21 protein-coding genes are annotated in these 26,063 nt (G+C 53.5%); 12 read left to right on the top strand and 9 right to left on the bottom strand.

Translation table 11 applies throughout. The features are described 5' to 3' along the window. Positions 1-336 precede the first annotated feature (336 nt). A complete protein-coding gene (gene uspA, locus AC3ITF_RS01060) occupies positions 337-774 on the top strand; it encodes a universal stress protein UspA (protein WP_003023368.1) in 438 nt (145 codons plus the stop codon). 292 nt (positions 775-1,066) lie between these two features. Continuing rightward, positions 1,067-2,539, top strand: coding sequence for a dipeptide/tripeptide permease DtpB (dtpB, locus tag AC3ITF_RS01055; RefSeq protein WP_115257234.1), 1,473 nt, complete (start codon positions 1,067-1,069; stop codon positions 2,537-2,539). 87 nt (positions 2,540-2,626) lie between these two features. Here the strand turns inward: dtpB and AC3ITF_RS01050 are convergent, their stop codons facing one another. Next, a complete protein-coding gene (locus tag AC3ITF_RS01050) occupies positions 2,627-3,130 on the bottom strand; it encodes an RrF2 family transcriptional regulator (protein WP_115257233.1) in 504 nt (167 codons plus the stop codon). 230 nt (positions 3,131-3,360) lie between these two features. Here AC3ITF_RS01050 and AC3ITF_RS01045 point away from each other — a divergent pair, with 230 nt between their 5' ends. Further along, complete coding sequence (locus AC3ITF_RS01045; protein WP_489176079.1) at positions 3,361-4,560, top strand: NAD(P)/FAD-dependent oxidoreductase; 1,200 nt, start codon at positions 3,361-3,363, stop codon at positions 4,558-4,560. Between the two features lie 111 nt (positions 4,561-4,671). Here AC3ITF_RS01045 and rsmJ read toward each other — a convergent pair whose 3' ends face one another. Continuing rightward, positions 4,672-5,421, bottom strand: coding sequence for a 16S rRNA (guanine(1516)-N(2))-methyltransferase RsmJ (rsmJ, locus tag AC3ITF_RS01040; RefSeq protein ID WP_115257231.1), 750 nt, complete (start codon positions 5,419-5,421; stop codon positions 4,672-4,674). 8 nt (positions 5,422-5,429) lie between these two features. Then, complete coding sequence (gene prlC / locus AC3ITF_RS01035) at positions 5,430-7,472, bottom strand: oligopeptidase A (RefSeq protein ID WP_117342500.1); 2,043 nt, start codon at positions 7,470-7,472, stop codon at positions 5,430-5,432. Between the two features lie 214 nt (positions 7,473-7,686). Between prlC and AC3ITF_RS01030 the strand changes: the two genes are divergently transcribed. Together AC3ITF_RS01030 and gorA are read left to right on the top strand one after the other, a co-directional pair. After that, positions 7,687-8,529, top strand: coding sequence for a 23S rRNA (adenine(2030)-N(6))-methyltransferase RlmJ (locus AC3ITF_RS01030; protein ID WP_096759184.1), 843 nt, complete (start codon positions 7,687-7,689; stop codon positions 8,527-8,529). 104 nt (positions 8,530-8,633) lie between these two features. Further along, entirely contained in the window at positions 8,634-9,986 is a 1,353-nt protein-coding gene (gene gorA, locus AC3ITF_RS01025) for a glutathione-disulfide reductase (RefSeq protein WP_115257229.1), read from the top strand. A 100-nt stretch (positions 9,987-10,086) separates the two neighbouring features. On the opposite strand, the gene AC3ITF_RS01020 is transcribed toward gorA, so the two are convergent. Further along, the gene (locus AC3ITF_RS01020; protein ID WP_115257228.1) at positions 10,087-11,481 is read right to left on the bottom strand and encodes a cytochrome-c peroxidase; all 1,395 of its coding nucleotides are present in this window, start codon (positions 11,479-11,481) and stop codon (positions 10,087-10,089) included. A gap of 430 nt (positions 11,482-11,911) precedes the next feature. Between AC3ITF_RS01020 and AC3ITF_RS01015 the strand changes: the two genes are divergently transcribed. Further along, a complete protein-coding gene (locus tag AC3ITF_RS01015) occupies positions 11,912-13,561 on the top strand; it encodes an alpha,alpha-trehalase (RefSeq protein ID WP_115257227.1) in 1,650 nt (549 codons plus the stop codon). Positions 13,562-13,591: 30 nt separating this feature from the next. Here the strand turns inward: AC3ITF_RS01015 and AC3ITF_RS01010 are convergent, their stop codons facing one another. Beyond that, positions 13,592-15,181: an STY4199 family HEPN domain-containing protein gene (locus AC3ITF_RS01010; RefSeq protein WP_181490855.1), complete on the bottom strand. Its 1,590-nt coding sequence runs from the start codon at positions 15,179-15,181 to the stop codon at positions 13,592-13,594. A 178-nt stretch (positions 15,182-15,359) separates the two neighbouring features. Here AC3ITF_RS01010 and AC3ITF_RS01005 point away from each other — a divergent pair, with 178 nt between their 5' ends. Both AC3ITF_RS01005 and AC3ITF_RS01000 read left to right on the top strand, forming a co-directional pair. Next, positions 15,360-15,899 (top strand): GNAT family N-acetyltransferase, encoded by a 540-nt coding sequence (locus AC3ITF_RS01005; protein WP_489176078.1) that lies wholly within the window; start codon positions 15,360-15,362, stop codon positions 15,897-15,899. 86 nt (positions 15,900-15,985) lie between these two features. After that, a complete protein-coding gene (locus AC3ITF_RS01000) occupies positions 15,986-16,336 on the top strand; it encodes a glycoside hydrolase family protein (protein WP_117342504.1) in 351 nt (116 codons plus the stop codon). Positions 16,337-16,354: 18 nt separating this feature from the next. Here AC3ITF_RS01000 and AC3ITF_RS00995 read toward each other — a convergent pair whose 3' ends face one another. Further along, positions 16,355-16,957: a helix-turn-helix transcriptional regulator gene (locus AC3ITF_RS00995; RefSeq protein ID WP_489176077.1), complete on the bottom strand. Its 603-nt coding sequence runs from the start codon at positions 16,955-16,957 to the stop codon at positions 16,355-16,357. A gap of 366 nt (positions 16,958-17,323) precedes the next feature. Continuing rightward, complete coding sequence (locus AC3ITF_RS00990; RefSeq protein WP_137362478.1) at positions 17,324-18,082, bottom strand: SDR family NAD(P)-dependent oxidoreductase; 759 nt, start codon at positions 18,080-18,082, stop codon at positions 17,324-17,326. Positions 18,083-18,201: 119 nt separating this feature from the next. On the opposite strand from AC3ITF_RS00990, the gene AC3ITF_RS00985 reads away from it, so the two are divergent. The 3 genes from AC3ITF_RS00985 to AC3ITF_RS00975 all read left to right on the top strand — a co-directional run bounded on the left by AC3ITF_RS00985 (position 18,202) and on the right by AC3ITF_RS00975 (position 21,833). Next, complete coding sequence (locus tag AC3ITF_RS00985; RefSeq protein ID WP_096759177.1) at positions 18,202-19,101, top strand: LysR family transcriptional regulator; 900 nt, start codon at positions 18,202-18,204, stop codon at positions 19,099-19,101. Between the two features lie 47 nt (positions 19,102-19,148). Beyond that, positions 19,149-20,177 carry an inner membrane protein YhjD gene (gene yhjD / locus AC3ITF_RS00980; RefSeq protein ID WP_115257221.1) on the top strand — a complete coding sequence of 343 codons (1,029 nt, stop codon included), beginning with the start codon at positions 19,149-19,151 and terminating at the stop codon, positions 20,175-20,177. A gap of 333 nt (positions 20,178-20,510) precedes the next feature. Then, the gene (locus AC3ITF_RS00975; protein ID WP_096759175.1) at positions 20,511-21,833 is read left to right on the top strand and encodes an MFS transporter; all 1,323 of its coding nucleotides are present in this window, start codon (positions 20,511-20,513) and stop codon (positions 21,831-21,833) included. An 84-nt stretch (positions 21,834-21,917) separates the two neighbouring features. Here the strand turns inward: AC3ITF_RS00975 and AC3ITF_RS00970 are convergent, their stop codons facing one another. Further along, positions 21,918-23,978, bottom strand: a complete 2,061-nt coding sequence (locus AC3ITF_RS00970) for an AsmA family protein (RefSeq protein WP_489176076.1) — start codon at positions 23,976-23,978, stop codon at positions 21,918-21,920. A gap of 78 nt (positions 23,979-24,056) precedes the next feature. Next, a complete protein-coding gene (pdeH, locus tag AC3ITF_RS00965) occupies positions 24,057-24,824 on the bottom strand; it encodes a cyclic-guanylate-specific phosphodiesterase (protein WP_146718141.1) in 768 nt (255 codons plus the stop codon). A gap of 231 nt (positions 24,825-25,055) precedes the next feature. On the opposite strand from pdeH, the gene kdgK reads away from it, so the two are divergent. Continuing rightward, entirely contained in the window at positions 25,056-25,985 is a 930-nt protein-coding gene (gene kdgK / locus AC3ITF_RS00960) for a 2-dehydro-3-deoxygluconokinase (protein WP_096759172.1), read from the top strand. Positions 25,986-26,063 lie beyond the last annotated feature (78 nt).

The raw sequence follows: 26,063 nt of genomic DNA, 5'->3' as shown, positions 1-26,063 counted from the left end.
ACCCTACCAAACTATGCAGTGAAGAGTGCTACCGAAACCGCTCGTGTTAGTGTCACGCATCCGAGCGCCTCTCTAGATAGTGTAGGAGATTAGTTAATTTTTTTGCCAGAAGGTTAATCACTATCAATACAATTAACTGAAAAATTTGTTTAACTACTTGGCAATCAAGGTGGATTGACGGATTATTCTGGTCGCTATAATGTAAGGATAGTCCCTATAGGGTACGTCTTTACGACTGGGCTAGCCCCGCGCGTAAGGTCCGCAGGATGCGGATGACGCGGCGGCAAACGATCGCCAGAAGGCTAGTCATCGACAACTTATGGAAGGAGTAACACTATGGCTTATAAACACATTCTCATCGCGGTTGATCTTTCTCCGGAAAGCAAAGTTCTGGTTGAAAAAGCGGTCTCTATGGCGCGGCCTTACAATGCAAAAGTTTCCCTTATCCACGTTGACGTAAACTATTCCGACCTGTACACCGGGCTAATCGACGTAAATCTGGGCGACATGCAGAAACGCATTTCTGAAGAAACTCATCACGCGTTAACCGAACTGTCCACCAACGCAGGCTACCCTATCACCGAAACCCTGAGCGGTAGCGGCGATCTGGGTCAGGTTCTGGTTGATGCCATCAAAAAATACGATATGGATCTTGTCGTGTGCGGCCATCACCAGGATTTCTGGAGCAAGCTGATGTCCTCTGCGCGCCAGCTGATCAACACCGTTCACGTCGACATGTTGATTGTCCCGCTGCGAGATGACGAAGAAGCATAAAATGCTAGCTGTCGGGGGGTAACCCGCCCCGCTGTAAACATTTAAGCCTGTAAGCGCCCGCCTGTGCGGGCGTTTTTGTTTTTGTACCTTGCGTGAAAATTATTGCCTATCAGTACATCAATCCAACAAATAAATCATAATTAGTGTGATCAACTAATTGGATCGAAAACTATCTCTATAATACTCTACCCGCGCGGCCTATCACCGCAGTCTATAACAAAATAAGACTTTTTCGGCGCGTTTTAGAATACGCGTTCATACTTTTCGGGATGGCTTTGAAAGGCGAAGGAATATGAATACACGAGCACCTACGGGCTTGCTGCAGCAACCTCGTCCGTTCTTCATGATCTTTTTTGTAGAATTATGGGAACGATTTGGCTATTACGGCGTTCAGGGCATCCTGGCGGTATTTTTTGTTAAACAACTCGGCTTCTCTCAGGAACAGGCGTTTATCACCTTCGGTGCGTTTGCTGCGCTGGTGTACGGCCTGATATCCATTGGTGGCTACGTTGGCGACCACCTGTTGGGCACCAAGCGCACGCTGGTTCTCGGCGCCATCGTGTTAGCCATTGGCTATTTCATGACCGGAATGTCGCTGCTGAAACCCGACCTGATTTTTATCGCGTTGGGTACCATCGCCGTAGGTAACGGGCTGTTTAAAGCCAACCCGGCAAGCTTGCTGTCAAAATGCTATCCGCCAAAAGACGCCCGACTGGACGGCGCCTTCACCCTGTTTTATATGTCGATTAACATCGGCTCCCTGCTGTCGCTGTCGCTGGCGCCGGTCATTGCCGATAAGTTTGGCTATGCGGTGACTTACAACCTGTGTGGCGCGGGACTTATCGTTGCACTGCTGGTCTATTTTGCCTGCCGTGGCATGGTGAAGGATATCGGTTCTGAGCCAGACCATAAGCCGCTGGTATTCCGCAATCTGCTGTGTGTACTGGCCGGTACCGTGGTGATGATATTCGTGTGCGCCTGGTTGATGCACAACGTGAAAGTTGCCAACCTGGTGCTGATCGTCCTGTCGATTATCGTCACCATCATCTTCTTCCGTCAGGCATTCAAACTGGATAAAACCGGGCGCAATAAGATGTTCGTGGCCTTTATCCTGATGCTGGAAGCAGTGGTGTTCTACGTGCTGTACGCGCAGATGCCGACATCACTGAACTTCTTTGCCATCAATAATGTACACCATGAAATTCTCGGTTTCGCCATCAACCCGGTGAGCTTCCAGGCATTGAACCCGTTCTGGGTGGTGCTTGCCAGCCCGGTACTGGCAGTGATTTATACCCGTCTGGGCAACAAGGGCAAAGACCTGACCATGCCGATGAAGTTCACGCTCGGTATGTTCCTGTGCTCGCTGGGCTTCCTGACCGCTGCTGCCGCGGGTATGTGGTTTGCCGATGCGCAGGGGCTGACCTCGCCGTGGTTCATTGTACTGGTATATCTTTTCCAGAGTCTGGGTGAGTTGCTGATTAGCGCCCTGGGGCTGGCCATGGTCGCCGCGCTGGTGCCGCAGCATCTGATGGGCTTTATTCTGGGGATGTGGTTCCTGACCCAGGCTGCAGCGTTCCTGATGGGTGGCTACGTGGCAACGTTCACCGCGGTACCGGAAAACATCACTGACCCGCTACAGACGCTGCCTATCTATACCAACGTCTTTAGTAAAATCGGTCTGGTCACGCTGGCCGTCACGGTAGTGATGGCGATTATGGTGCCCTGGCTGAATCGGATGATTAATACGCCGAGTACTGAACAGTAATACGCCGTGCCGGATGGCGGCTATTGCCTTATCCGGCCTACATTCATTATGCCCGATACGCCTTGCGCTATCGGGCATTTTTAGTGGTTATCCTTTGCGTGCGTCGATCCAGTCCTGCACTTCTACGACAAACGTATCCGGTGCTTTGCGATACATTTTACGCGCCAAATCCAGGATCGTGTGCTGACCAAGCGCCTCTTCCATACGCTGCTGCGCCATATCCATCACTGAGCGCACGCCGCAAATCCCTTCACAGGCCCACTCCGGCGGATGCTCCTCAAAGACCGCTAAGCGCTGGCGGATTTCACGGCATTCGAAGATGCGCTTATCGCCGTCAATGGCATTGACCACGTCCAGCACCGTGATGTGCTCGGCGGGCCTGGCGAGCTGAAAACCGCCGCCCTTTCCTTCACTGCTGCGCACCAGTCCGGCCTTCGACAGACGGGTGAAGATCTTCGCCAGATAGTCATACGGCACGCTTTGTAGCTCAGCAATTTCCCGTACGCTCATATCCCGCGCATCCCCCTTACTGTCAACCATACACATCAGGCTATGGATGCCGTACTCAACCCCGGAACTGTAGAATGCCATGCTCTTATCTCAGCCAAAATGAATCTGAGTTATTGTAACTTTTTCGGCCTGCACATACCAGATACTCAGAATTCACCTGCTCATAAATAAAATTTAATTCATTAAATATCAAATATATAAATACAATTCGACAGACAAAGAAGCGCTTTTACAGGAAATCACATTGCAATCTTTAACTACGACCAATAAAATCCGAGTAAATAATTCATAGTCACCAGTGAGAAACGCCAATGCGTAAAAAAATTCTGATCGTGGGCGCCGGTTTTGCCGGTATGTGGGCAGCATTAAGCGCCGCACGACTGGCGGATAAACATCAGCAGTCCATTGATATTACTGTTATTGCGCCGCAGCCAGAGCTGCGCGTGCGCCCGCGTTTTTATGAGAATGATGTCCAGACGCTGGTTGCGCCACTGCAGCCGCTGTTTGATGTCACCGGTGTGAACTTCCTGCGCGGCACGGTTACCCAGTTGCTTCCACAATCTAAAGAAGTGAGCTGGACGGACGCAACGGGCCAAAAACAGCTTCTCAGCTACGACCGGCTGATTCTGGCCAGCGGCAGTGAAGTTAATCGCAATAGGGTTGCCGGCGCTGCGCAGCACGCCTTCGACCTCGATCAGCTGGAAAGCGCAACCGTACTGGAGCAGCATCTGAAAGATCTCGCGCACAGACCAGAAAGCGAGGAGCGCAATACCGTGGTGGTCTGCGGCGGCGGCTTTACCGGGATCGAAATGGCGCTGGAATTACCGGGTCGCCTGCGCGACATTCTCGGTGCTGATGCTAAGACCAGAGTAGTCGTAGTTGAACGCGGCCCGCAACCGGGTGCACGCTGGAGCCAGGAGCTGCGCGATGTGATCGCCGAAGCCTCCGCTGAACTGGGTGTGGAATGGCGGGTCAATGCAGAAGTCGAAAACGTGGATGCGTCAGGCGTGACGCTGAAAGACGGGCAGACGATTGCATCACAAACCGTTATCTGGACAGTCGGCGTGCAGGCAAACGGCTTAACGGCACAGATCGACGCCCCGCGCGATCGTCAGGGCCGTCTGCATGTGAATGCGCATCTTCAGGTTGTGGGCCACGAGGATATCTACGCGACGGGTGATGTCGCCTGGGCCGCCACTGATGACAAAGGCAACCACGCCTTAATGACCTGCCAGCACGCGATTCTGTTGGGTAAATTCGCCGGGAACAATGCCGCTGCCAGCCTGTTAGATGTGATGCCACTGCCCTATCGCCAGGAAAACTACGTCACCTGTCTGGATCTGGGCGCGTGGGGCGCGGTGTACAGCGAAGGCTGGGATCAGCAAGTGAAACTGACGCGCGCAGAGGCGAAGAAACTGAAGCGATCAATCGTCAGCGAGCTGATTTATCCACCGAAAGCGGACCGTGCAGTCGCCTTTGAGATTGCCGACCCGCTGGCACCGTTTGTGTAATTGATATTGCCGGATGTCAGCGTACTCGCAAGGCTGCGCGTAGGCCCGATAAGCGCAGCGCCATCGGGCAGCAAACCATGCCGGATGGCGACGCGACGCGTGTTATCCGGCCTACGGAGTTCCGGCATAAATATCAAACCGGTGCCCTTTGGTCACCACCGCGTTCGGCGTTGCCACCTCCGCCAGCGGCGGGGCATAGTCCGGGCGCTTGACCACCACGCGTTTAGTGGCTAACTGGCGCGCAGGCTCCAGCAGGCCATCGGCATCTAAATCCGGTCCCACCAGCGACTGAAACACGCGCATCTCTTTTTTCACCAGCGCGCTTTTCTGCTTATGCGGGAACATCGGGTCGAGGTACACCACCTGCGGGCGTGGGGTGATATCGGTGAGTGCCGTCAGGCTGGATGCATGAATTAACTGCAAACGCGCCTGCAACCACGGGCCAATTTCCGCATCGGCATAACCGCGCGCCAGACCATCGTCGAGCAACGCCGCCACTACCGGGTTACGTTCCAGCATCCGTACGCGACAGCCCACGGAGGCCAGCACGAACGCATCGCGTCCCAACCCGGCCGTCGCGTCCACCACGTCCGGCAGATAATCGCCTTTCACGCCAACGGCTTTCGCCACCGCTTCACCGCGACCGCCGCCAAATTTACGCCGATGGGCCATCGCCCCGCCGACAAAATCAACGAAGATGCCGCCGAGCTTGGGTTCATCGCGCTTGCGCAGTTCCAGATGCGCCGGTGTCATCACCAGCGCCATCAGATTGTCTTCATCGTGTTCCAGTCCCCAGCGAGCAGCCAGAACAGATAAGGCGCCGTCTCCGGCGCCCGTTTCATCCAGTAAACAAATTTTCACGCCAGTCTTCAGCCCTTGATGCCGTAATGGTCCAGCATCGCATCCAGTTGCGGTTCACGGCCACGGAAGCGTTTGAACAGTTCCATAGGCTCTTCGGAACCCCCGCGAGTCAGGATGTTATCGAGGAACGACTGGCCGGTTTCACGGTTGAAAATCCCTTCGTCTTCAAAGCGGGAGAAGGCGTCCGCCGCCAGCACGTCAGCCCACAGATAGCTGTAATATCCCGCCGCATAACCCCCGGCAAAAATATGGCTGAAAGCGTGCGGGAAGCGACCCCATGTTGGGCCCGGCACCACGGCAACCTGCTTTTTAATCTCCGCCAGGGTGTCGAGAATTTTCGCCCCTTGCTGCGGGTTAAACTCAGCGTGCAGACGGAAGTCGAACAGGCCGAACTCCAGCTGACGCAGGATGAACAGCGCCGCCTGGTAGTTTTTCGCCGCCAGCATTTTATCCAGCAGTTCTTTAGGCAGCGGCTCACCGGTTTCATAGTGACCGGAGATAAACGCCAGCGCTTCCGGCTCCCAGCACCAGTTTTCCATAAACTGGCTTGGCAGTTCGACAGCATCCCACGGCACACCATTGATACCGGAAACACCGGCCGTTTCGATGCGGGTCAGCATATGATGCAGGCCGTGACCGAACTCGTGGAACAGGGTAATCACTTCATCGTGGGTAAACAGCGCCGGCTTGCCGCTGACCGGACGGTTAAAGTTGCAGGTCAGGTAAGCGACCGGTTTTTGCAGCGTGCCGTCGGTTTTACGCATCTGCCCGACGCAGTCGTCCATCCATGCCCCACCGCGCTTGTTTTCACGCGCATAAAGATCCAGATAGAAGCTGCCGCGCAGTTCGTTGTGTTCGTCATACAGCTCAAAGAAACGCACTTCCGGGTGCCAGACGTCAACATCGGTACGCTCTTTGGCAGTGATGCCATAAATACGCTTAACCACTTCGAACAGGCCGTTTACGGCTTTGTTTTCCGGGAAGTACGGGCGCAGCTGCTCGTCGCTGATGCTGTACAGGTGCTGTTTCTGTTTCTCGCTGTAGTAGGCGATATCCCACGGCTGCAGCTCATCAACGCCAAACTCTGCTTTGGCGAAGGCGCGCAGCTGGGCCAGCTCTTTTTCACCCTGCGGACGGGCACGTTTTGCCAGATCGGTCAGGAAGTCGAGCACCTGCTGCGGGTTCTCGGCCATTTTAGTGGCGAGAGATTTAAAGGCATAGCTTTCAAAGCCCAGCAATTGAGCCAGCTCGTGGCGCAGCGCGAGGATCTCTTCCATCACCGGGCTGTTGTCCCATTTGCCCGCATTGGGCCCCTGATCGGACGCACGGGTGGAGTAGGCGCGGTACATTTCTTCACGCAATGCCTGGTTGTCGCAGTAGGTCATCACCGGCAGATAGCTCGGGATATCCAGCGTCAGCAGATAACCTTCCTGCTCTTTGGCTTCGGCCTGGGCTTTTGCTGCCGCCAGCGCACTTTCCGGCATGCCAGCCAGCTCAGATTCGTCGGTGACCAGTTTGGTCCAGCCCATGGTGGCGTCGAGCACGTTGTTGCTGTACAGGTTGCCAAGTTCAGACAGGCGGGTCGCGATTTCACCGTAGCGCTGCTGTTTTTCTTTCGGCAGGCCGATACCAGAAAGCTCAAAGTCACGCAGGGCGTTATCGACGGCTTTTTTCTGCGCGGTATTCAGAGTGGCGTAATGGTCACCTTCACGCAGATCGCGGTACGCCTGGTACAGGCCTTCATGTTGCCCAACCCAGGTGCTGTACTCAGACAGCAGCGGCAGCGTTTGTTCGTAGGCTTCGCGCAGTTCCGGGCTATTTTTCACCGAGTTCAGATGGCTGACCGGAGAGAAGATACGCCCCAGAACATCGTCCACTTCCGCCAGCCGCTGGCAAAGATTTTCCCAGGTGTATGGCGCCCCCTGCGCAACCACGCGCTCGACGTTTTCGCGGCAGTCGTTCAGCGCCTTAGTGACGGCGGGTACAACATGCTCCGGCTGAATTTTGGAAAACGGCGGCAGTTCGAAGGGAGTCAGCAATGGATTGGTCATTAGCGCAGTCCTGTAGAAAAGAGTGAATGAAGCGCGCATCCGGCGCTGTGCATATTATTTGTAGAATGGGGTTAAGTGTAGAGGATTTCAATGCCAGGCGTTGCGCTTTCGCGGCAGTGACGACTTTTCTGTATACTGTGGCGATACGCTCTATTTTCGCCCGATGGCACGCAGCTTATCGGGCCTACGTTTACAACCTGGAACACGTTTACCCATGCTCAGTTATCGCCACAGCTTTCACGCTGGCAACCACGCCGACGTCCTTAAACACACGGTTCAGAGCCTGATCATCGAGTCGCTCAAAGAGAAAGATAAACCGTTTCTCTATCTGGACACCCACGCCGGTGCGGGCCGTTATCAGCTGAGCAGTGAACGTGCTGAACGTACCGGTGAGTATCTGGAAGGCATCGCCCGCATCTGGCAGCAGGACGACCTGCCGGCAGAACTCGAGCCGTACATCAGCGTAGTGAATCATTTCAACCGTAGCGGTCAACTGCGCTACTACCCAGGCTCTCCGCTGATTGCCCGCCAGCTGCTGCGCGCGCAGGACAGCCTGCAGCTAACCGAACTGCACCCAAGCGATTTTCCGCTGCTGCGCTCCGAATTCCAGAAAGATGAGCGCGCGCGCGTGGCAAAAGCCGACGGCTATCAGCAGTTGAAATCGAAATTACCACCCGTCTCCCGTCGCGGGCTGATCCTCATCGATCCGCCGTACGAAATTAAAACCGACTACCAGGCGGTAGTGGCCGGTATCCACGAAGGCTATAAGCGTTTCGCGACCGGCACCTATGCCCTGTGGTATCCGGTAGTCCTGCGCCAGCAAATCAAACGCATGACCAAAGAGCTGGAAGCGACCGGCATTCGCCGCATCCTGCAAATTGAGCTGGCGGTTCGTCCGGACAGCGATCAACGCGGCATGACAGCGTCCGGCATGATTGTGGTTAATCCACCGTGGAAGCTGGAACAGCAAATGAACAATGTGCTGCCATGGCTGCACCGCAAACTGGTTCCGGCGGGAACCGGACATACCTCGGTAAGCTGGATCGTACCGGAGTAATCGCAGCCATCGGTGGAACCTTTTGATTTCAGGTATACAATCGCGAATATTTTGGCGGAAGGCATAACGCTTCTCCGCCCTACAATGAACATGAAGGAGCGGTCATGACCAAACACTATGATTACATCGCTATCGGCGGCGGCAGCGGCGGTATCGCCTCCATTAACCGCGCGGCCATGTACGGTCAGAAATGCGCGTTGATTGAGGCCAAAGAACTGGGCGGTACCTGCGTCAACGTTGGCTGTGTACCGAAGAAAGTGATGTGGCATGCCGCACAGGTTCGTGAAGCGATCCATATGTACGGCCCGGACTACGGCTTCGATACCACCATCAATAAATTCGACTGGGACAAGCTGATTGCCACCCGTACCGCCTATATCGACCGCATTCACACCTCGTACGACAACGTACTGGGTAAAAATAATGTCGATGTGATCAAAGGTTTTGCCCGCTTCGTTGATGCCAAGACCATTGAAGTAAACGGTGAAACCATCACCGCCGATCATATTTTGATTGCTACCGGCGGCCGCCCGAGCCACCCGAACATTCCAGGCGTGGAATACGGTATTGATTCCGACGGTTTCTTTGAACTGCCGGCCCTGCCGAAGCGCGTTGCGGTAGTTGGTGCAGGTTACATCGCCGTTGAACTGGCTGGCGTGATTAACGGCCTGGGCGCAGAAACACATCTGTTCGTGCGTAAACACGCGCCGCTGCGCAGCTTTGACCCGATGATCGTCGACACGCTGGTTGAGGTAATGAATGCCGAAGGCCCGACCCTGCATACACACGCGATTCCAAAAGCGGTGGTTAAAAATGCAGATGGCAGCCTGACCCTGGAGCTGGAAGATGGTCGTAGCCAGACCGTGGATTGCCTGATTTGGGCGATTGGCCGTGAACCGGCAACCGATAACTTTAACCTGGCGGTTACTGGCGTGAAAACCAACGAAAAAGGCTACATCATCGTTGATAAATACCAGAACACTAGCGTTCCTGGGATTTACGCCGTGGGCGATAACACCGGTGCCGTTGAATTAACGCCGGTTGCCGTTGCCGCGGGTCGTCGTCTGTCCGAACGTCTGTTTAACAACAAGCCGGACGAACATCTGGACTACAGCAACATCCCGACCGTGGTCTTCAGCCATCCGCCAATTGGCACCGTCGGCTTAACCGAGCAACAGGCGCGCGAGCAGCACGGCGATGATCAGGTGAAAGTGTATAAATCATCGTTTACCGCGATGTATACCGCTGTCACCACACACCGTCAGCCGTGCCGTATGAAGCTGGTGTGCGTGGGTCCGGAAGAGAAGATTGTCGGTATTCACGGCATCGGCTTTGGCATGGACGAAATGCTGCAGGGCTTTGCCGTGGCACTGAAAATGGGCGCGACCAAGAAAGACTTCGACAACACAGTCGCTATTCACCCGACCGCGTCGGAAGAATTTGTCACCATGCGTTAATACTATAAATGCCGGATGGCAGCTAATGCCTTATCCGGCCTACAAACACCGTAATATGTAGGCCAGATAAAGCATCAGTCGCCCTTCGGCATTGTATTAATCACTTATCCTGCATATACGGCGTATAGATCCCGTTGAGGCTTTCAAGGAACGCCACGATATCGTCGATATCTTTTTGCGGCAGTTCTTTGCCGACCTGATAACGCAGCATCAGTTTTACCGCGCCGTCGAGGGTTGGCACATCTCCCCGGTGGAAATAAGGCGCAGTCAGTGCAACGTTGCGTAATCCAGGGACTTTCTGGCGCAGCTTATCTCGTAATTCATTGGTGACGTTCATTCGACCAATATCTACGGCAGTGACCTCACCAAAATTAAAGTCCTTTTTCAAGCCTAAGGGTTCAAATGAACGCCCGCCTAAAATAATACCGCCATGGCAGGTGGCACATTTATTTTCCTTAAATAATTGATAGCCATGTTTTTGCTGGGCCGTTAACGCGCTTTCATCACCCCGCAGCCATTTATCAAACGGTGCATTTGGCGTAATTAACGTCTTCTCAAACTCAGCAATCGCATCGGTAATATTGTCCCCGCTGAATCCCTGAGGATAAACGGTGATAAATTCTTGCTTCAGCACCGGGTCTTTATCTAACTTCTGGATAATTTCATCCCAGGATTTCGACGCCATTTCAATCGGGTTTAACGGTGGACCACCCGCCTGCGCCTGCAATGTTGGTGCGCGACCGTCCCAGAATTGTTCCACGTTAAAGACCGAGTTAAACACCGTCGGTGCATTAATCGGTCCAACGGCGCCACCGACACCGATTGACGTTTTCCTGCCATCCACACCGCCTGCGTTTAAGGCGTGGCAGTGCGCACAGGAGATCGTGCTGTCGCCAGAAATGCGCGGGTCATGATACAGCGTAAAGCCCAGCGCCACTTTGCGGGCATCAGTCGGAATACTTTCCGGTATTGGCTGTACGGGCTCATTGCGATGCTGCGTGGCGGTATCACGGCTGGCGTAGTACTGCTCACGTTGTTTGGCTACCCAGCCAAGAATGTCTTCTCGCTCAGCATCGCTGACCTTACCGGCCCAGTGCAGTGCGGTATAACGCGTTGGTGGCATGGTGTCATACTGCATCACCCATTCAATTTTATTCAAATCACTTTGCGAAACGGGTTTATCCGCAACCAGCGCGGCACGAACAGCTTCAAGATTGAATGATTTGTATCCTAATTGAATGTCATAATTCATCAATTGTTTAGCGACGGGAAAGGAAGAATAGAAAGGTAATTCAGCTGAAGGCGTGTGACAATAATCACATCCCTTTTCGCGTAAAAATCCTAATACCTTATTATTGGCTTCCAGCGTAGAGGCCTGAACATCAGCCTGTTTGCTACGTTGATTATCGTGATACCACACATAACCGGATAATCCAAAATAACAAATTACGATGCCTGTTATGGCAATCGCGGTAAGACGGGTAATGATTTTCATTATTTTACCCTCACCGTTGTGAGTTATTGTGACCCAGAAAATTGAAATAATTAATGCGCAGTCTTTGTCAGACTTGACCATCATAGAAAATAAGCGGAGTATTATTTTGATAAGTATCAATCAATTACATGGGCCAGAACTATCATTAGAATAGCCTGCACCTATTACAGGGATCGGATGTTAGCTGATTCTGTTCACACCTCGTTGCAATCGAATGTTCTGAAAATGGAAAATATACAGATCGCACAAGACCAGTAATTCTTCATTATTATCATTAAGATAGTTTTATTTTTTAAATATTAAAAAACATAAGAACGTGATCAACCGCACGCTTTACTCACCCGACACCGAAGCGAATGTCTACGCTTAACAGACAGCCGGGCAATAGCCGTTTCCTTTCAACATCTCTTTACCGGAGGTCTTTCTCATTATGCTCAACCAGAAACTACCCCACGCCCCTTCAGAAGAACTGACGATCGACCTCGATCTGCTTTATGAAATGGATCCGTGCGAGTTAAAGCTGGATGAAATGATTGAGGCAGAGCCTGAGCCGGAGATGATTGAAGGGCTGCCTGCCTCAGATGCGTTAACGCCCGCCGATCGTTACCTCGAACTGTTCGAACATGTTCAGTCGTCAAAGCTGTTTGCCGACAGCAAAACCTTCCCCGACTGCGCACCCAAAATGGACCCGCTGGACATTTTGATCCGCTATCGCAAGGTTAAGCGGCACCGGGACTTTGACCTGCAGCGCTTTGTTGAGAACCATTTCTGGCTCCCCGAGACCCCGTCGAGTGAGTACGTTTCCAACCCGCAGGACTCTCTGAAAGAGCATATTGACCAGCTGTGGCCAGTGCTAACACGCGAACCGCAGGATCACATTCCCTGGTCCTCGCTGCTGGCGCTGCCGCAGTCGTATATTGTGCCGGGCGGACGTTTTAGCGAAACCTACTACTGGGATTCCTACTTCACCATGCTGGGTCTGGCGGAGAGCGGACGGGGGGACCTGCTGAAATGTATGGCGGATAACTTTGCCTGGATGATTGAAAACTATGGCCATATCCCGAACGGTAATCGGACCTACTACCTGAGTCGCTCTCAGCCGCCGGTGTTTGCACTGATGGTGGAACTGTTTGAAGAAGATGGCGTGCGCGGCGCGCGGCGTTATCTGGATCATCTCAAAATGGAATACGCGTTCTGGATGGATGGCGCAGATTCCCTGGCGTTAAACCAGGCGTACCGTCATGTCATCAGAATGCCGGATGGTTCTCTGCTCAACCGTTATTGGGACGATCGTGATACCCCGCGCGATGAATCGTGGATCGAAGACGTCGAAACGGCCAAGCATTCTGGCCGGCCGCCGAATGAGGTGTATCGGGATTTGCGTGCCGGTGCGGCTTCCGGCTGGGATTACTCCTCACGCTGGCTGCGCGATGCGGGCCGCCTTGCCAGCATCCGCACCACCCAGTTCATCCCCATTGATCTCAACGCCTTCCTGTACAAACTGGAAAGCACCATTGCAAACATTTCGGCACTGAAAGGCGATCGCGAAACCGAGGCTCTGTTTCGCCAGAAAGCCACCAACCGCCGCGCCGCCGTGGACCACTTTCTATGGGATGATGAAAACGGCTGTTATCGGGATTATGACTGGCGACGCGAAGAGATGGCCCTCTTCTCCGCCGCCAGTATCGTGCCGCTGTATGTCGGTATGGCAACCCATGCACAAGCCGACCGCCTCGCTAATGCCGTACGCAGCCGTCTGTTAACCCCCGGGGGTATTATGGCGACGGAATACGAAACCGGTGAACAGTGGGATAAACCCAACGGCTGGGCACCACTGCAGTGGATGGCGATTCAGGGCTTCAAGCTGTACGGTGACGACCACCTGGGAGATGAGATTGCCCGCAACTGGTTGAAAACGGTTAACCTTTTTTATCAGGAGCACCATAAGCTTATCGAGAAGTACCATATCGCCGACGGCACGCCACGTGAAGGCGGCGGCGGCGAGTACCCGTTGCAGGATGGCTTTGGCTGGACCAACGGCGTCGTGCGCCGATTAATCGGTCTCTACGGCGAGCCGTAACGGTCTGACAGGACGTTGCTCATCAGGCCGTCAGTTAATGGCGTCATACAGCGCGGTATGAATTTTCTGCCATTTCTTGTTTTCGGCGTTTGGCTCCGCGCGAGCGCGTCGTTCGGCTTGCTCGGCGTCATACCGTTGGCGCGCGACAACGTCCGGTTTAGCACAAAAACTTTGCAGATAGCTTTTATGCAGCGACGTCAGCGATGCGCCGTTCGACATCGCATGACTTAGCGTACTCATAAACTGCTGACAGGGCTGGGTTTCATCCATCTGCGAGGGATAGCGCAACAACAGCTTCAGCACAGCAGTATTGCCCGCAGAGAACGCCTGCTCCGTCCACGCCAGCTTCCAGTCCATCCCGCCTTGTAAAAACAATGACGTAATGCGGGTATCATTGCGATCGATAGCCGCCCGCATGGTAAACGCATCCCACGAAATGCCCATGCGGGTCACGGCTTCCCGTGCGGAAGGAGCATCACGTCGCGGTTCCTCTTGTATGATTTCAACCGATTGACCGGCGGTCACCCGCGGCGCAGGCGAGCTAAATAACCAGAATGCGCCCAGCGATATTGCCAGCACCATCGCGCCAACGGCGACCCACAGCATGTTGGAAATCAGCTGCTCACGCTCTTCAGCCGTACGCTGCGCTCGCTTTTCTGGTGGGTCAATGCTGTCGGCAATTTCGTGTTTATCATCCCCGGTCTGTTCAGCCTTTTGCTTTGCCGTTTCCCAGAACTGGCGAACGAGACCCTCATCAGATTCCAGATACGATGCGGGATTGATGCGGACACGACGTTCTTCAAACGCCCGCTGCACGGGGTGGGTAATTTGTCGGTACTGATACTTTAACAACATCAGCTGTACCGAGGTCAGCGGCTGCTGAGCAATGACGCTATTACGTGCTATCCGGCAATCATCAAGAAACATGCGCAGCGTTAAGCGCGGTTCGACAAACAGCGTGAGTACCGAAGTGTCATTAAAAATCTGGGTAAAGTGGCGCACGAACAGTTTCTTATCGACCACCATCAGCGCCAGCTCGCTAAACAACATGCCGTCCAGCGCATCACGCCCCTCACCCAGCTTAAGCCAGCGGCGTAGCCTGTCAGCACCGAAGTGCTGTTTCAGGAAGCTGTTGAGCGGATGCTGGTCCGGCCATACCCTTGCGACAAGGGCTTTGAGGGTTAACTCTATAGCACGAAGTTGACTCTGCGCTTGCAGCTGCGCCTCCTGTCCTCCACTTTCAATATCGGTTTGATAGTGCAGGATCGGCTGAAGATGGCGCAGTTGCTCCAGAGACGCGACAAAACGCAGCGCAGAAATGAGCTGGTTTTCACTGACATCCTGACCACTTTCATACTGGGGAACGTTTTGCTGAAGATGGCGTAACCGCAGGGTGAACTGGCTTAATTGCGCATCGTTCATCTGCAATCGTCTGGCTACCGCCCCCCAGCCACCCAGATTCAGGCGAGCCTGGTCGAGCTGTTCCAGAAACCAGCGCGGGTCTTTTCCCTCTGCAACATGCACACCTAACAACAACAGGATTTCCACCGATGCCTGGCGGATGATCCCCAAACAGTGTTCAAATGGCGTACATGTCGCCGGTAATGCGCTATTGGTCATTATCATCCCTAAAAGGGCCGTAACGGTACGGCCTCACAATGGTCTTTATTGCTCTTTTTATAAACGCGACGCCGTATTAAAACGGGCCGGTGCAAACTGAAATACATTCATATAACAAATGAATGTGTTTTACAGTGATGACCTCGTAATCATTGAAAATTATCCAGGAGATAAGCCTGTGCCCGTGTTAAAAACACCACGACTGACCTGCCGCCCGCTGACGGCGTCTGATTGGGATTTTTTCTTAGCATTACAGCAGGATCCTAGCGTAATGCACTATGTCTCTGATGCGCGCTCTGAACGAGACGTACGGACAATATTCGACTCGCGTTTAGCCGAATGGTCTCCCGGAAGCCCACACTGGCTATGCCTGGTCATGTGCGATAACGACTCGGGAACGCCGCTCGGCGTCACCGGATATGTTCACGAAAATAATGAGTGTGCCGAAGTGGGGTTTCTGCTCGCGCCCGAAGCGCAAGGTAAAGGCTATGGCGCGGAGTCTTTGCATGCCGTGTGTGATTTCGCGTTTACAACCGGCGGGCTACACCGTATGACGGCCTGCGTCACCGCCGGCAATTATGCGTCTCGACGTCTGCTGGAAAAGACGGGATTTATTCTCGAAGGTACACTGCGCGAAAGCTATTGGCTGCATCAAACCTGGCACGATGACTGGATTTTCGGCCTGTTAAAGCACGAATATCCGCTCCGCGCGTCATAAGGTGTCTTACTGAAAAAACGGGCTGTATGGCAGGTACCATAACGGAAGGTTTGCTCTAGAATGGTTCTCTTTGCAGAGAAATCAGTATGTACCGCCATTCATCACATTTTACGCCCGCCTGTATCGCCTTTATTAAACAAGGACAGGGATTGTCGCTGGAAAAATATCAGGATGAACGCGGGGTCTGGGTCATTGGCTACGGGCATGAAATCACCGTAGGTGAAACCTTCACGAGCCAAATTTCAGTAGCACAGGCAGAAACGCTGCTGCTCATGGATCTCTACGCCTGCGAGGAATTAATCCAGGCGAAACTGCCGCAACTGAACGATCTGTTTCAGCTGGAAGCATTAATTGCGTGGATGTTTAGCGTGGGGATAACCCGGTTTTGCGCATCAGAAATGTGGCCTGCTCATATTTCACAGCCAGAGACGATCTGACTGTGAAATAAGCGTTGATTAATGTACTTCGTTTAACATCATTGCCGCCTGGGTACGGTTTTTTACCTCCAGACGCTGATACAGCGACTCCAGATGCGCTTTTACCGTCCCGGTGCTGATATTTAACAGGCGACCAATTTGTTTATTGGACTCCCCTGCAGCCAGCATGGTCAAGATCTCGCGCTGACGCGAACTTAGTGCTTTTATATTTTGGCTACCGCACGTGGTTGGCGTTAAGCAATCTCTGGGATAAAACATCATGCCCATTGCCACGCTATTGAGCGCCAGCGCGAATGTTTCTGCGTCAGCGTCGCGCGGCACAATGGCCAGCACGTTTAACTGTGTCACCTCCTGCAGCCATTTTTTACGGCAATCTGTGGCGGTGATCAGTACTTTTACCGTCTCATAGCGTTGCGCGAGTTGTTGGAGCAGTTCACGGCAAAACTCACTGCCAAGATCGCCATCAAGCATAACCAACGCATTGGGATTGTCTTCCAGCTTTTGCCAAAGGTCATCTGCCTGACTGACACCCTGAACATCCACTCCTGGAAGATTTTCTTGTAAACTGACATTCATTCCATGAATAAATATTGACTGCCTGTCAAACATTATTACCTGCATTATTTCTCTCCGTCTGAATAAGATATTGGCCTTAACACGCGGAAGGGTATTACCCATGGGGTAAAATAAGAACTCACCATTTGGCAGGGGCCATTCTACCGATGAAAGAAGAAGAGAGAAGCAGAAGTTATGAATAGTTACAGCTCAAACAAAAGGATTACATAAAGAGGTCATAAAAAGACTCTGAATTAAGGAATTCCTTATTATTAGCGCATGCCTCTCGCCAAGTAATATTAATTAATCAGAGTCTATGTTTTTCACCAAAAATAAGGAACATGGCATATCAGGGAAATATGTTACAAAAAATAATGTAGCATGAAGTGCTTATTTAATCAGAGTCAGTGACCGAATAAGCACGGGACGGGTTTACAGGAACATCCCGCCAGAGACCTCAATGCGCTGCGCGGTCATCCACGCCAGGTCATCACTAAGCAACGCAGCGATGGCATCACCAATATCATCCGGCAGCCCGACACGTCCCAATGCGGTTTGCGAGGCAATATATGCATTCAGCTGCGCATTGTCCCGCACGTTCCCGCCGCCAAAATCGGTTTCAATCGCGCCGGGCGCAATAATGTTCGCCGTAATACCGCGCTCCCCCAACTCTTTTGCCTGATAGCGGGTCAGCACTTCCATCGCGCCTTTCATGGCGGCATAGGCGCTGTAGCCTGGCAGGGCAAAACGCGACAGCCCGGTCGACACATTGAGGATCCTTCCCCCTTGGTTTATCAGCGGCAACAGGCTCTGCGTCAGGAAAAAAGGCCCTTTAAACTGGATGTTCAAAAGCTGGTCAAACTGCGCTTCGGTGAAGGCAGAATACGGCGCAGTTATGCCGATTCCGGCGTTGTTCAATAAATAATCAAACCTCGTACATTGCCACTGGGTTTGCAGCGTCTCCTGCATTTGTTCAACAAAGCGCGGAAACGTTGAGATATCGCCGACATTCAGCGGCAATGCTGCTGCTTTGCCGCCAAGTTGGCGAATATCATCCACCACCTGTTGAGCTTCTTTTTCATTGCTGTTCCACGTCAGAATGATGCCCATTCCTTTACTCGCCAGCTTAAGCGCCGCGTTTTTCCCCAGTCCACGACCGCCGCCGGTCACCAATACAATACGTTGCGTCATAAGAAACCTCATTTCAGGCGTTGTGAAGATTGAGATAAAGCTTATTAGGTGTTAGAAAAACAATAAATATGTCGAATTGCGCATTACTGTTTCCTTAGGAACAACAATAGGGCAGAGAGATGGATAAAATTCACGCAATGCAGTTGTTCCTCCGCGTCGCAGAACTGGAGAGTTTTTCGCGTGCGGCCGACACCCTCGGACTGCCTAAGGGAAGCGTATCGCGACAAATCCAGGCGCTGGAAAATCATCTGGGTACCCAGTTGCTGCATCGCACCACCCGCCGCGTTCAACTGACCCAGGACGGGATGATCTATTACGAACGTGCGAAAGATCTGTTGAGCAATCTGGATGAGCTGGACGGACTTTTTCATCACGATCCCACCAGCATCAGCGGTAAACTGCGGGTCGATATGCCGGTTGGCGTGGCCAGAAATCTGGTGATGCCCCGCCTGCCTGCCTTTTTACATCAGTATCCGGGACTTGAGCTAGAACTCAGCAGCAGCGACCGTCTGGTGGATTTAATCCGTGAGGGTTTCGACTGCGTGGTGCGCGTGGGTGCGCTGAAAGATTCAGGGCTGATTGCCCGCCCGCTGGGGAAATTGACGCAGATTAACTGCGCCAGCCCACAGTATCTGGCCCGTTTTGGTTATCCCGAAAGTCTGGACGATTTGGCCTCGCATGCGGTGGTGCATTACGCGGTAAATCTGGGTACCCGTTCTCAGGGCTTTGAAATAGCGACCGACAACGGGCCCCGCTGGATAAAAACCGGCGGCATGCTGACGGTAAACAGTACCGAAACCTATCATGCGGCCTGTCTTGCCGGGTTGGGCATCATTCAGGTCCCACGCGTGGGTGTACGTGAGGCATTGCGCGCCGGTACGCTGGTTGAAGTCTTACCGCAGTATCGCGCCGAACCGATGCCGGTTTCTCTGCTGTATCCACATCGCCGTAATCTCTCCCGCCGGGTCCACCTGTTTATGGAATGGCTGACCGGCGTGATGAAAGACTATGTGGACTGACGCGCTATACTGTCCTGTGAATGCACAGAATAAGGACTACCGCCCTGATGACGCAGGAAAAAGACGTAAAACGCCCCATTCAGGAACTTGAGCACGCGCCGATCGCCAAAATTGACACACCAGAGCGTGACCAGACAGAAACCAACAATAAGACCCATCAGGCGCTGAAAACAGCCCTGACTCTGGCGGAACGCGTTCAACGCCAGCCCATGATCGCCCACCTTATCCGCGCCGCAGAACGTTTTAATGACCGGATGGGAAACCAGTTTGGTGCAGCAATCACCTATTTCTCGTTCCTGTCGATGATCCCTATCCTGATGGTATCGTTCGCTGCCGCCGGTTTTATTCTCGCGTCGCACCCCACGTTATTGCAGGATATCTTCAGTAAAATCCTGGCCAACGTCAGCGATCCGACGCTGGCATCCACGCTGAAAAACACCATCAATACCGCCGTTCAGCAACGTACCACCGTCGGGCTGGTCGGGCTGGGTATCGCCCTTTACTCCGGGGTTAACTGGATGGGAAACCTGCGCGAGGCCATTCGCGCCCAGTCGCGTGATGTCTGGGAACGCACGCCGCAGGATCAGGAGAAAATCTGGGTTAAATATCTGCGCGATTTTGTCTCGCTGATTGGATTACTGATTGCGCTGATTGTCACCCTGTCAATTACCTCCATCGCCGGTTCCGCCCAGCAGATGATAATCTCGGCCCTGTACCTCGATGGTATTGACTGGCTGAAGCCCGCCTGGCGACTGATCGGCCTGGCGATCTCTATTTTCGCCAACTATCTGTTGTTCTTCTGGATTTTCTGGCGACTCCCGCGTCATCGCCCACGTAAGAAGGCGCTCATTCGCGGTACCTTTATTGCGGCCTTTGGCTTTGAAGCAATCAAAATTATTATGACTTACACGCTGCCGTCGCTGGTGCAATCCCCGTCAGGCGCGGCGTTTGGCTCGGTATTAGGTCTAATGGCTTTCTTCTACTTCTTCGCCCGTTTGACCCTGTTCTGCGCCGCCTGGATAGCCACCGCAGAATACAAAGACGACCCGCGGATGCCGGGGAAAACGCACCGCTAATCTTCGTTAACTGCCGGATGGCGCTACGCTTATCTGCCCTACTGGTGAGTTTTGTAGGCCGGATAAGCGTAGCGCCATCCGGCAATTATAATGCCGCCCGCTCTCACTGATTCAGTGAATAAATCCAACCCGTAACTTTTATTTAACCAAAAACCAGTTTTATCATCCAAGTTTTAAATTATGTGAAGCATTTCATAGAAGAGAAATCTTCGGCCTAAACATTATCCCCTTTTTGCCCGATTTTTAACCAAGCGCAACGTTTGTTACAGATTGAAATGTCTCTTTTGCTGTGCGTAATATGACCGTTCGTTCGACAAAAAATAAGAAAATATTATGCAAGCAACCGCCACAACGCTCGACAACGAACAGGAACACACCCCGGTCAATTCGCGCAATAAAGTCGTCGTCGCCTCACTCATCGGTACCGCCATTGAGTTCTTCGACTTCTATATTTACGCGACCGCCGCGGTGATCGTTTTCCCCCATATCTTCTTCCCGCAGGGCGACCCGGCGGCGGCCACGCTGCAGTCTCTCGCCACCTTTGCTATCGCCTTTGTGGCGCGGCCGATCGGCTCGGCGGTGTTCGGACATTTCGGCGACCGCGTCGGGCGTAAGGTCACGCTGGTTGCTTCGCTGCTGACCATGGGGATCTCGACGGTGATTATCGGCTTGTTGCCGGGTTATGCGTCGATTGGGATTTTCGCCCCGATCCTGCTGGCACTGGCGCGTTTTGGTCAGGGATTGGGTCTTGGCGGTGAATGGGGCGGTGCTGCATTGCTGGCCACAGAAAATGCCCCACCGCGCAAACGGGCGCTCTATGGGTCCTTCCCGCAGTTGGGCGCACCGATCGGCTTCTTCTTTGCCAACGGCACGTTTCTGCTGCTCTCCTGGCTGCTGACCGATGAGCAGTTTATGAGCTGGGGCTGGCGTGTACCGTTTATAGCCTCTGCGGTACTGGTGATTATCGGTCTGTACGTTCGCGTCTCACTGCATGAATCCCCGGTGTTCGCCAAAGTCGCGGCAGCGAAAAAGCAGGTCAAGATCCCGCTGGGAACCCTGCTGACAAAACATGTTCGCGTCACGATCCTCGGCACGTTTATCATGCTGGCGACCTATACGCTGTTCTATATCATGACCGTTTACTCAATGACCTTCAGTACCGCCGCCGCCCCTGTGGGCCTTGGTTTACCGCGCAATGAAGTCCTGTGGATGCTGATGATGGCGGTGATTGGCTTTGGCGTGATGGTCCCGGTTGCCGGACTGCTGGCCGACGCGTTTGGTCGTCGCAAGAGCATGCTCATCATCACCACGCTTATCATTCTGTTCGCTCTGTTCGCCTTTAAACCGCTGCTGGGTTCTGGCAATCCGGCGCTGGTCTTTGTCTTCCTGCTGCTGGGGCTGAGCCTGATGGGGCTGACATTCGGCCCGATGGGCGCGCTGCTGCCGGAGCTGTTCCCGACCGAGGTGCGCTACACGGGCGCGTCGTTCTCGTATAACGTTTCATCGATTCTCGGCGCGTCCGTGGCCCCCTACATCGCGGCATGGTTGCAAGGTAACTATGGTTTGCCGGCCGTCGGGATTTATCTGGCCTCGATGGCCGCATTAACGCTGATCGCGCTGCTGTTAATCCACGAGACGCGTCATCAGTCGTTGTGATTCTTTTGCCGGATGGCGGTGTAACCACCTCATCCGGCCTACGTTGAGCATGAAATCCAGGCCGGGTAAACATCCGGCCAGACATCACTTCTTCATTTGCGACAAAATCGTCCGGCACTGATTGGCCTCACCTTCTGACGGTGAGATCAGTGCCAGCAGGGCAGCTGCCGGTGTGACGAGCGTTGCCAGTGCCGCGGCGACGGCTCCACGCGCAATCAACGGCCCTGCTTTCACTCCGGCCTGCGGATTTTTGAATGTCCCGCGAACATACAGCGGTGAACGCAGCGTAATAATACGAATGCCTTTACTCTCCGGATCGACGGTTAAATCCAGCTGTTCAGAGGCAAAACTCGCTGTTCCGGTAACATTGATAACCGCATTTTCGGTATCAAAAGCAAAAATTTGCGGGCGCGCAACGCCATTGACGATATCCAGATTCGCCGCCGCACAGTTCACTCGCACTTCGTCATCACCAAATATCTGTCCGACGATATAGTTGCCCAGATTCAGCCCCACTATTTCCATCAGGTTTCGACTGATCAACCCGTCGTTCATCAACAACTTCAGGTTGCCATTACTGTTTCCGAGCAGCGCAGCCACCGAATTCCCGCTCCCGCGAAATTCGGCATCACCGTTCATTTCACCGAGCGTTTTCTGCATCAGTTCCACATCCGGCATCAGCTCTTTCAGCTTCAGACGACGCGCCTGAATAGTCGCCCGGCCCTGCATCGGCTTTTTATCCCCTTCCAGATGAATGCGAGAGACGATGCTGCCTCCCGCCAGACCAAATTTCAGCGGCTGCAGTTGCAGGTCGGCATTGTTCAGGATGATATGGGCGGAGAGATCGCTTACCGGCAGACTGCTGCCATGCTCAATACGCCGTCCCTTGAAGCGCACATCGGCATCCATCACGTTCCATTTATCGGTTTCGAAACGGTCGTACGGCAAGACTTTATCCGCGGGCTGAACGCTCTTTTCGCCTTTACGCTGTTCAGATTGTTTGGCGCGTTGTGCACCTTTTCCGGAGTCCACGCCAATCAGCGGCCCTAAATCCGCCAGCCGCAGCTGGCGCGACTCAATGTCGCCTTCCAGTTTCGGGCGCGGCTGGCCGGTGGTGTAAGCCAGCGTGCCGTGAATATCGCTGTCGCCGATGCGGCCATTAAAGTCGCGATAACTAAATACGGCAGATTTCTCGCTGCCTATTTTGGCCACCAGCCGCCCGTCAGTTTCAAAGGGGGGAGTATCCGGCAGCAGAACGCCGGTCAAATCGTACAAATCCCCGAGCGAATCACCGGAGAATTTCAACTGAAGATCGACGCCGCCCATATTCATCGGGTCATTTACCGCACCGACAAAGGCCACCCGCGTATTAGCTGAACGGAAATCGGCCTGCACCGGGAACGGTGTGCCTTCGCCGCGTAACGCCAGCATCCCACCGATTTTTCCACTGCCGGTTAGCGGTTCACCGCGATACCGCCCCTGTGCCTTCAGGCCGAAAACGTAATCGCCAACGTTGGCACGCTTTTCTGTGCTTTTCGTTCCCGTCACTTCGCTAAAGGGCAACGGCTTGCCCAGCGGATCAACGACGATCTCAATCTCCGATTGGGTGATCTTATCGTTGATGGCGATACGTCCTTGATCGAACAAAATATTATCGAGTCGAAATGACCAGGCTGAAGGCGGGGTGTTGGGATCGGGGTTTTCACTCCCCGCGAGGGTAAAGGTCCAGTTGTTGTTTTTCTCCGACAGGCGAATAAGCCGCGCGTCCGGTTTCACCAGCTTAATCCACGGTAGCCAGACCGTTTTGGTCAGCAACGCCAGCGGCGCGAGCGTGGCTTCAACGCGCGGGAGATGCACCATGGTGATGTCAGGGATATCCGGCGGGTTGCCGAGGATAATATCCTCCGCATGAATGTGCGGCCACGGAACCCAGCTTCGCCAGCCGGTTTCCTGCTTCTGGCGTTCCCAGACGACGCCCAAATCACCGCGTATCGCGAACGGTCGGTTGAGCTCAGTAGAGACTTTCTGGTTGATGGTCGGTTTGAGCCGGTTCCAGTCAAATGTCGCAATCACGATGATGAGTACGACGATCAACAACAAGAAAACCCCTGATACTGCTGTGGTTATTTTGCCTGCTTTCGTCATCTTTTACCTCCTCACTTTCTTCCTTGCCTGTTCTAAAGATAGTCCAGCAGGGTTAAAAGGAGGCCGATGACGCCAACATCACAGCGACAATATCACCTCTTCAAGGGTATTCAGGGGAACCGGACGCGAGAGAAAATAGCCCTGCGCAGCGAACGCCGGTGAGTTTTGCACGTCGCGCCACTCTTCCAGTGTTTCCACACCTTCAACAATCACGCCGCGGCAATAACGGTTCATCAACTGCAGCAGCAGTGTGAACAGGTTGCGGCCTTCCGGCGTCTGGCGCAGCATAATAAACAGATCCCGCGCTACCTTAATGTAGTCATAGCTGACTTCGCTCAGAGCAGAGAAATTCGCCATCCCGGTGCCAAAGTCATCCAGCCAAAGCGGACCAAACTCGCACATTGAGGCAAATGACGCTCCCTTCGGTAAACGAATATGCTCCACCAGTTCAAAGCGCAGCCACGGCAGGCATTCAATGATTTTCAGTATGTCGGGATCCTGGCGCATCGCCAGCAGCGTCGGGCCATCGACGTTCACCGACGCCAGCAGGTCGTGGGCTCTGAAAAAGTCGCTTTTCAGTTGGAGTTGCAGAAGCTGCTCTTTCACCACGTCAATACGATGACGTACGGTTATTTCGGCAAAATAGCGGTCCGGCGCAAGACGCTGGGCAGGATTGTCAGGATGGCTCACTACTGTCAGTAGTTCAACGGCCATCAGCCGCCCATTGGTCTGGTAAATCGGCTGGTAGGTGTAAGCACGCTCGCACTGCAGCCAATAGCGTCTCTCCAGCAAGCTCTCGATACTCGCATCAGGCGTAATTAGCTGCTGGGTAACCTGCTTTATCATCTGAGATGTCCTGTAAATAAGAGTGTGACTGACCGGACTCGTCAAAGGTTATCGGCGCTCGGGCGCAGAACTTTACGTTCAGCACATCGCAAAATAAAAACCAGGCAGCAAAAAAATTGCGCAGAATACGCGTTGGCTCAAAAAATTAATGGAACGATGTTTTAATATAGTTGACCACTTAACACCCACAGCGCACACTACCGTTAATTTTTTTCAGAGCAGGTTACGACTATGTCCAGCAAGATTGCCGTGATTGGCGAATGCATGATTGAACTGTCACAGAAAGGCGCAGACGTTCAGCGCGGTTTCGGTGGCGACACGTTGAATACATCCGTTTATATCGCCCGTCAGGTCGATTCTGCGGCCCTTTCTGTACACTATGTCACGGCGCTGGGCACGGACAGTTTTAGCCAACAGATGCTGGAATCCTGGCATGGCGAAAACGTCGATACCTCATTAACGCAACGCATGGACAATCGCCTTCCGGGTCTCTATTACATTGAGACAGACAGCACCGGCGAACGTACCTTCTATTACTGGCGTAATGAAGCCGCGGCAAAATTCTGGCTGGAGAGTGAACAATCCGCCGCCATTTGCGAAGAGCTGGCGACGTTCGACTACCTGTACCTGAGCGGTATAAGCCTGGCGATCTTAAGCCCGACCAGCCGCGAGAAACTGCTGTCACTGCTGCGCGAATGCCGCGCCAACGGCGGAAAAGTCATTTTTGACAACAACTACCGCCCGCGCTTGTGGAGCAGTAAAGAAGAGACGCAGCAGGTGTATCAGCAGATGCTGGAGTGCACCAATATCGCGTTCCTGACGCTGGATGATGAAGACGCGCTGTGGGGTGAAAAACCCGTTGCTGAGGTCATTGCCCGTACCCACGCGGCCGGTGTGCAAGAAGTAGTGGTGAAACGCGGCGCAGACTCGTGCCTGGTGTCTATCAATGGCGAAGAGCTCATTGATGTACCGGCGGTAAAACTGCCGAAAGAGAAAGTGATTGATACCACTGCCGCGGGCGACTCGTTCAGCGCCGGATATCTGGCCGTACGCTTAACCGGTGGTGATGCCGCAGAAGCCGCCAAACGCGGTCATCTGACGGCCAGCACGGTGATTCAGCATCGCGGGGCGATTATTCCCCGCGACGCAATGCCGCAGTAACTTATTGTTCTTGTAGGCCGGATAAGGCGTTAAGGCCGCATCCGGCATTGGGTACGCCGGGGGCGCTTCGCTTGCCCG

It is taken from the genome of Citrobacter sp. KH_055_1 (assembly GCF_057838705.1).
The sequence above is the reverse complement of the archived record's forward strand: the minus strand, read 5'-3'. Positions and strand labels throughout refer to the sequence as shown.

Coding starts and splice junctions, on each gene's coding strand:
- AC3ITF_RS01015 (WP_115257227.1), top strand. CDS start 11,912: ATGCTCAACCAGAAACTACCCCACGCCCCTTCAGAAGAACTGACGATC.
- AC3ITF_RS01050 (WP_115257233.1), bottom strand. CDS start 3,130: ATGGCATTCTACAGTTCCGGGGTTGAGTACGGCATCCATAGCCTGATG.
- AC3ITF_RS01000 (WP_117342504.1), top strand. CDS start 15,986: ATGTACCGCCATTCATCACATTTTACGCCCGCCTGTATCGCCTTTATT.
- uspA (WP_003023368.1), top strand. CDS start 337: ATGGCTTATAAACACATTCTCATCGCGGTTGATCTTTCTCCGGAAAGC.
- yhjD (WP_115257221.1), top strand. CDS start 19,149: ATGACGCAGGAAAAAGACGTAAAACGCCCCATTCAGGAACTTGAGCAC.
- kdgK (WP_096759172.1), top strand. CDS start 25,056: ATGTCCAGCAAGATTGCCGTGATTGGCGAATGCATGATTGAACTGTCA.
- AC3ITF_RS01010 (WP_181490855.1), bottom strand. CDS start 15,181: ATGACCAATAGCGCATTACCGGCGACATGTACGCCATTTGAACACTGT.
- pdeH (WP_146718141.1), bottom strand. CDS start 24,824: ATGATAAAGCAGGTTACCCAGCAGCTAATTACGCCTGATGCGAGTATC.
- AC3ITF_RS01030 (WP_096759184.1), top strand. CDS start 7,687: ATGCTCAGTTATCGCCACAGCTTTCACGCTGGCAACCACGCCGACGTC.
- AC3ITF_RS00975 (WP_096759175.1), top strand. CDS start 20,511: ATGCAAGCAACCGCCACAACGCTCGACAACGAACAGGAACACACCCCG.
- AC3ITF_RS00990 (WP_137362478.1), bottom strand. CDS start 18,082: ATGACGCAACGTATTGTATTGGTGACCGGCGGCGGTCGTGGACTGGGG.
- AC3ITF_RS00995 (WP_489176077.1), bottom strand. CDS start 16,957: ATGCAGGTAATAATGTTTGACAGGCAGTCAATATTTATTCATGGAATG.
- gorA (WP_115257229.1), top strand. CDS start 8,634: ATGACCAAACACTATGATTACATCGCTATCGGCGGCGGCAGCGGCGGT.
- AC3ITF_RS00970 (WP_489176076.1), bottom strand. CDS start 23,978: ATGACGAAAGCAGGCAAAATAACCACAGCAGTATCAGGGGTTTTCTTG.
- prlC (WP_117342500.1), bottom strand. CDS start 7,472: ATGACCAATCCATTGCTGACTCCCTTCGAACTGCCGCCGTTTTCCAAA.
- AC3ITF_RS01045 (WP_489176079.1), top strand. CDS start 3,361: ATGCGTAAAAAAATTCTGATCGTGGGCGCCGGTTTTGCCGGTATGTGG.
- AC3ITF_RS01020 (WP_115257228.1), bottom strand. CDS start 11,481: ATGAAAATCATTACCCGTCTTACCGCGATTGCCATAACAGGCATCGTA.
- AC3ITF_RS00985 (WP_096759177.1), top strand. CDS start 18,202: ATGGATAAAATTCACGCAATGCAGTTGTTCCTCCGCGTCGCAGAACTG.
- dtpB (WP_115257234.1), top strand. CDS start 1,067: ATGAATACACGAGCACCTACGGGCTTGCTGCAGCAACCTCGTCCGTTC.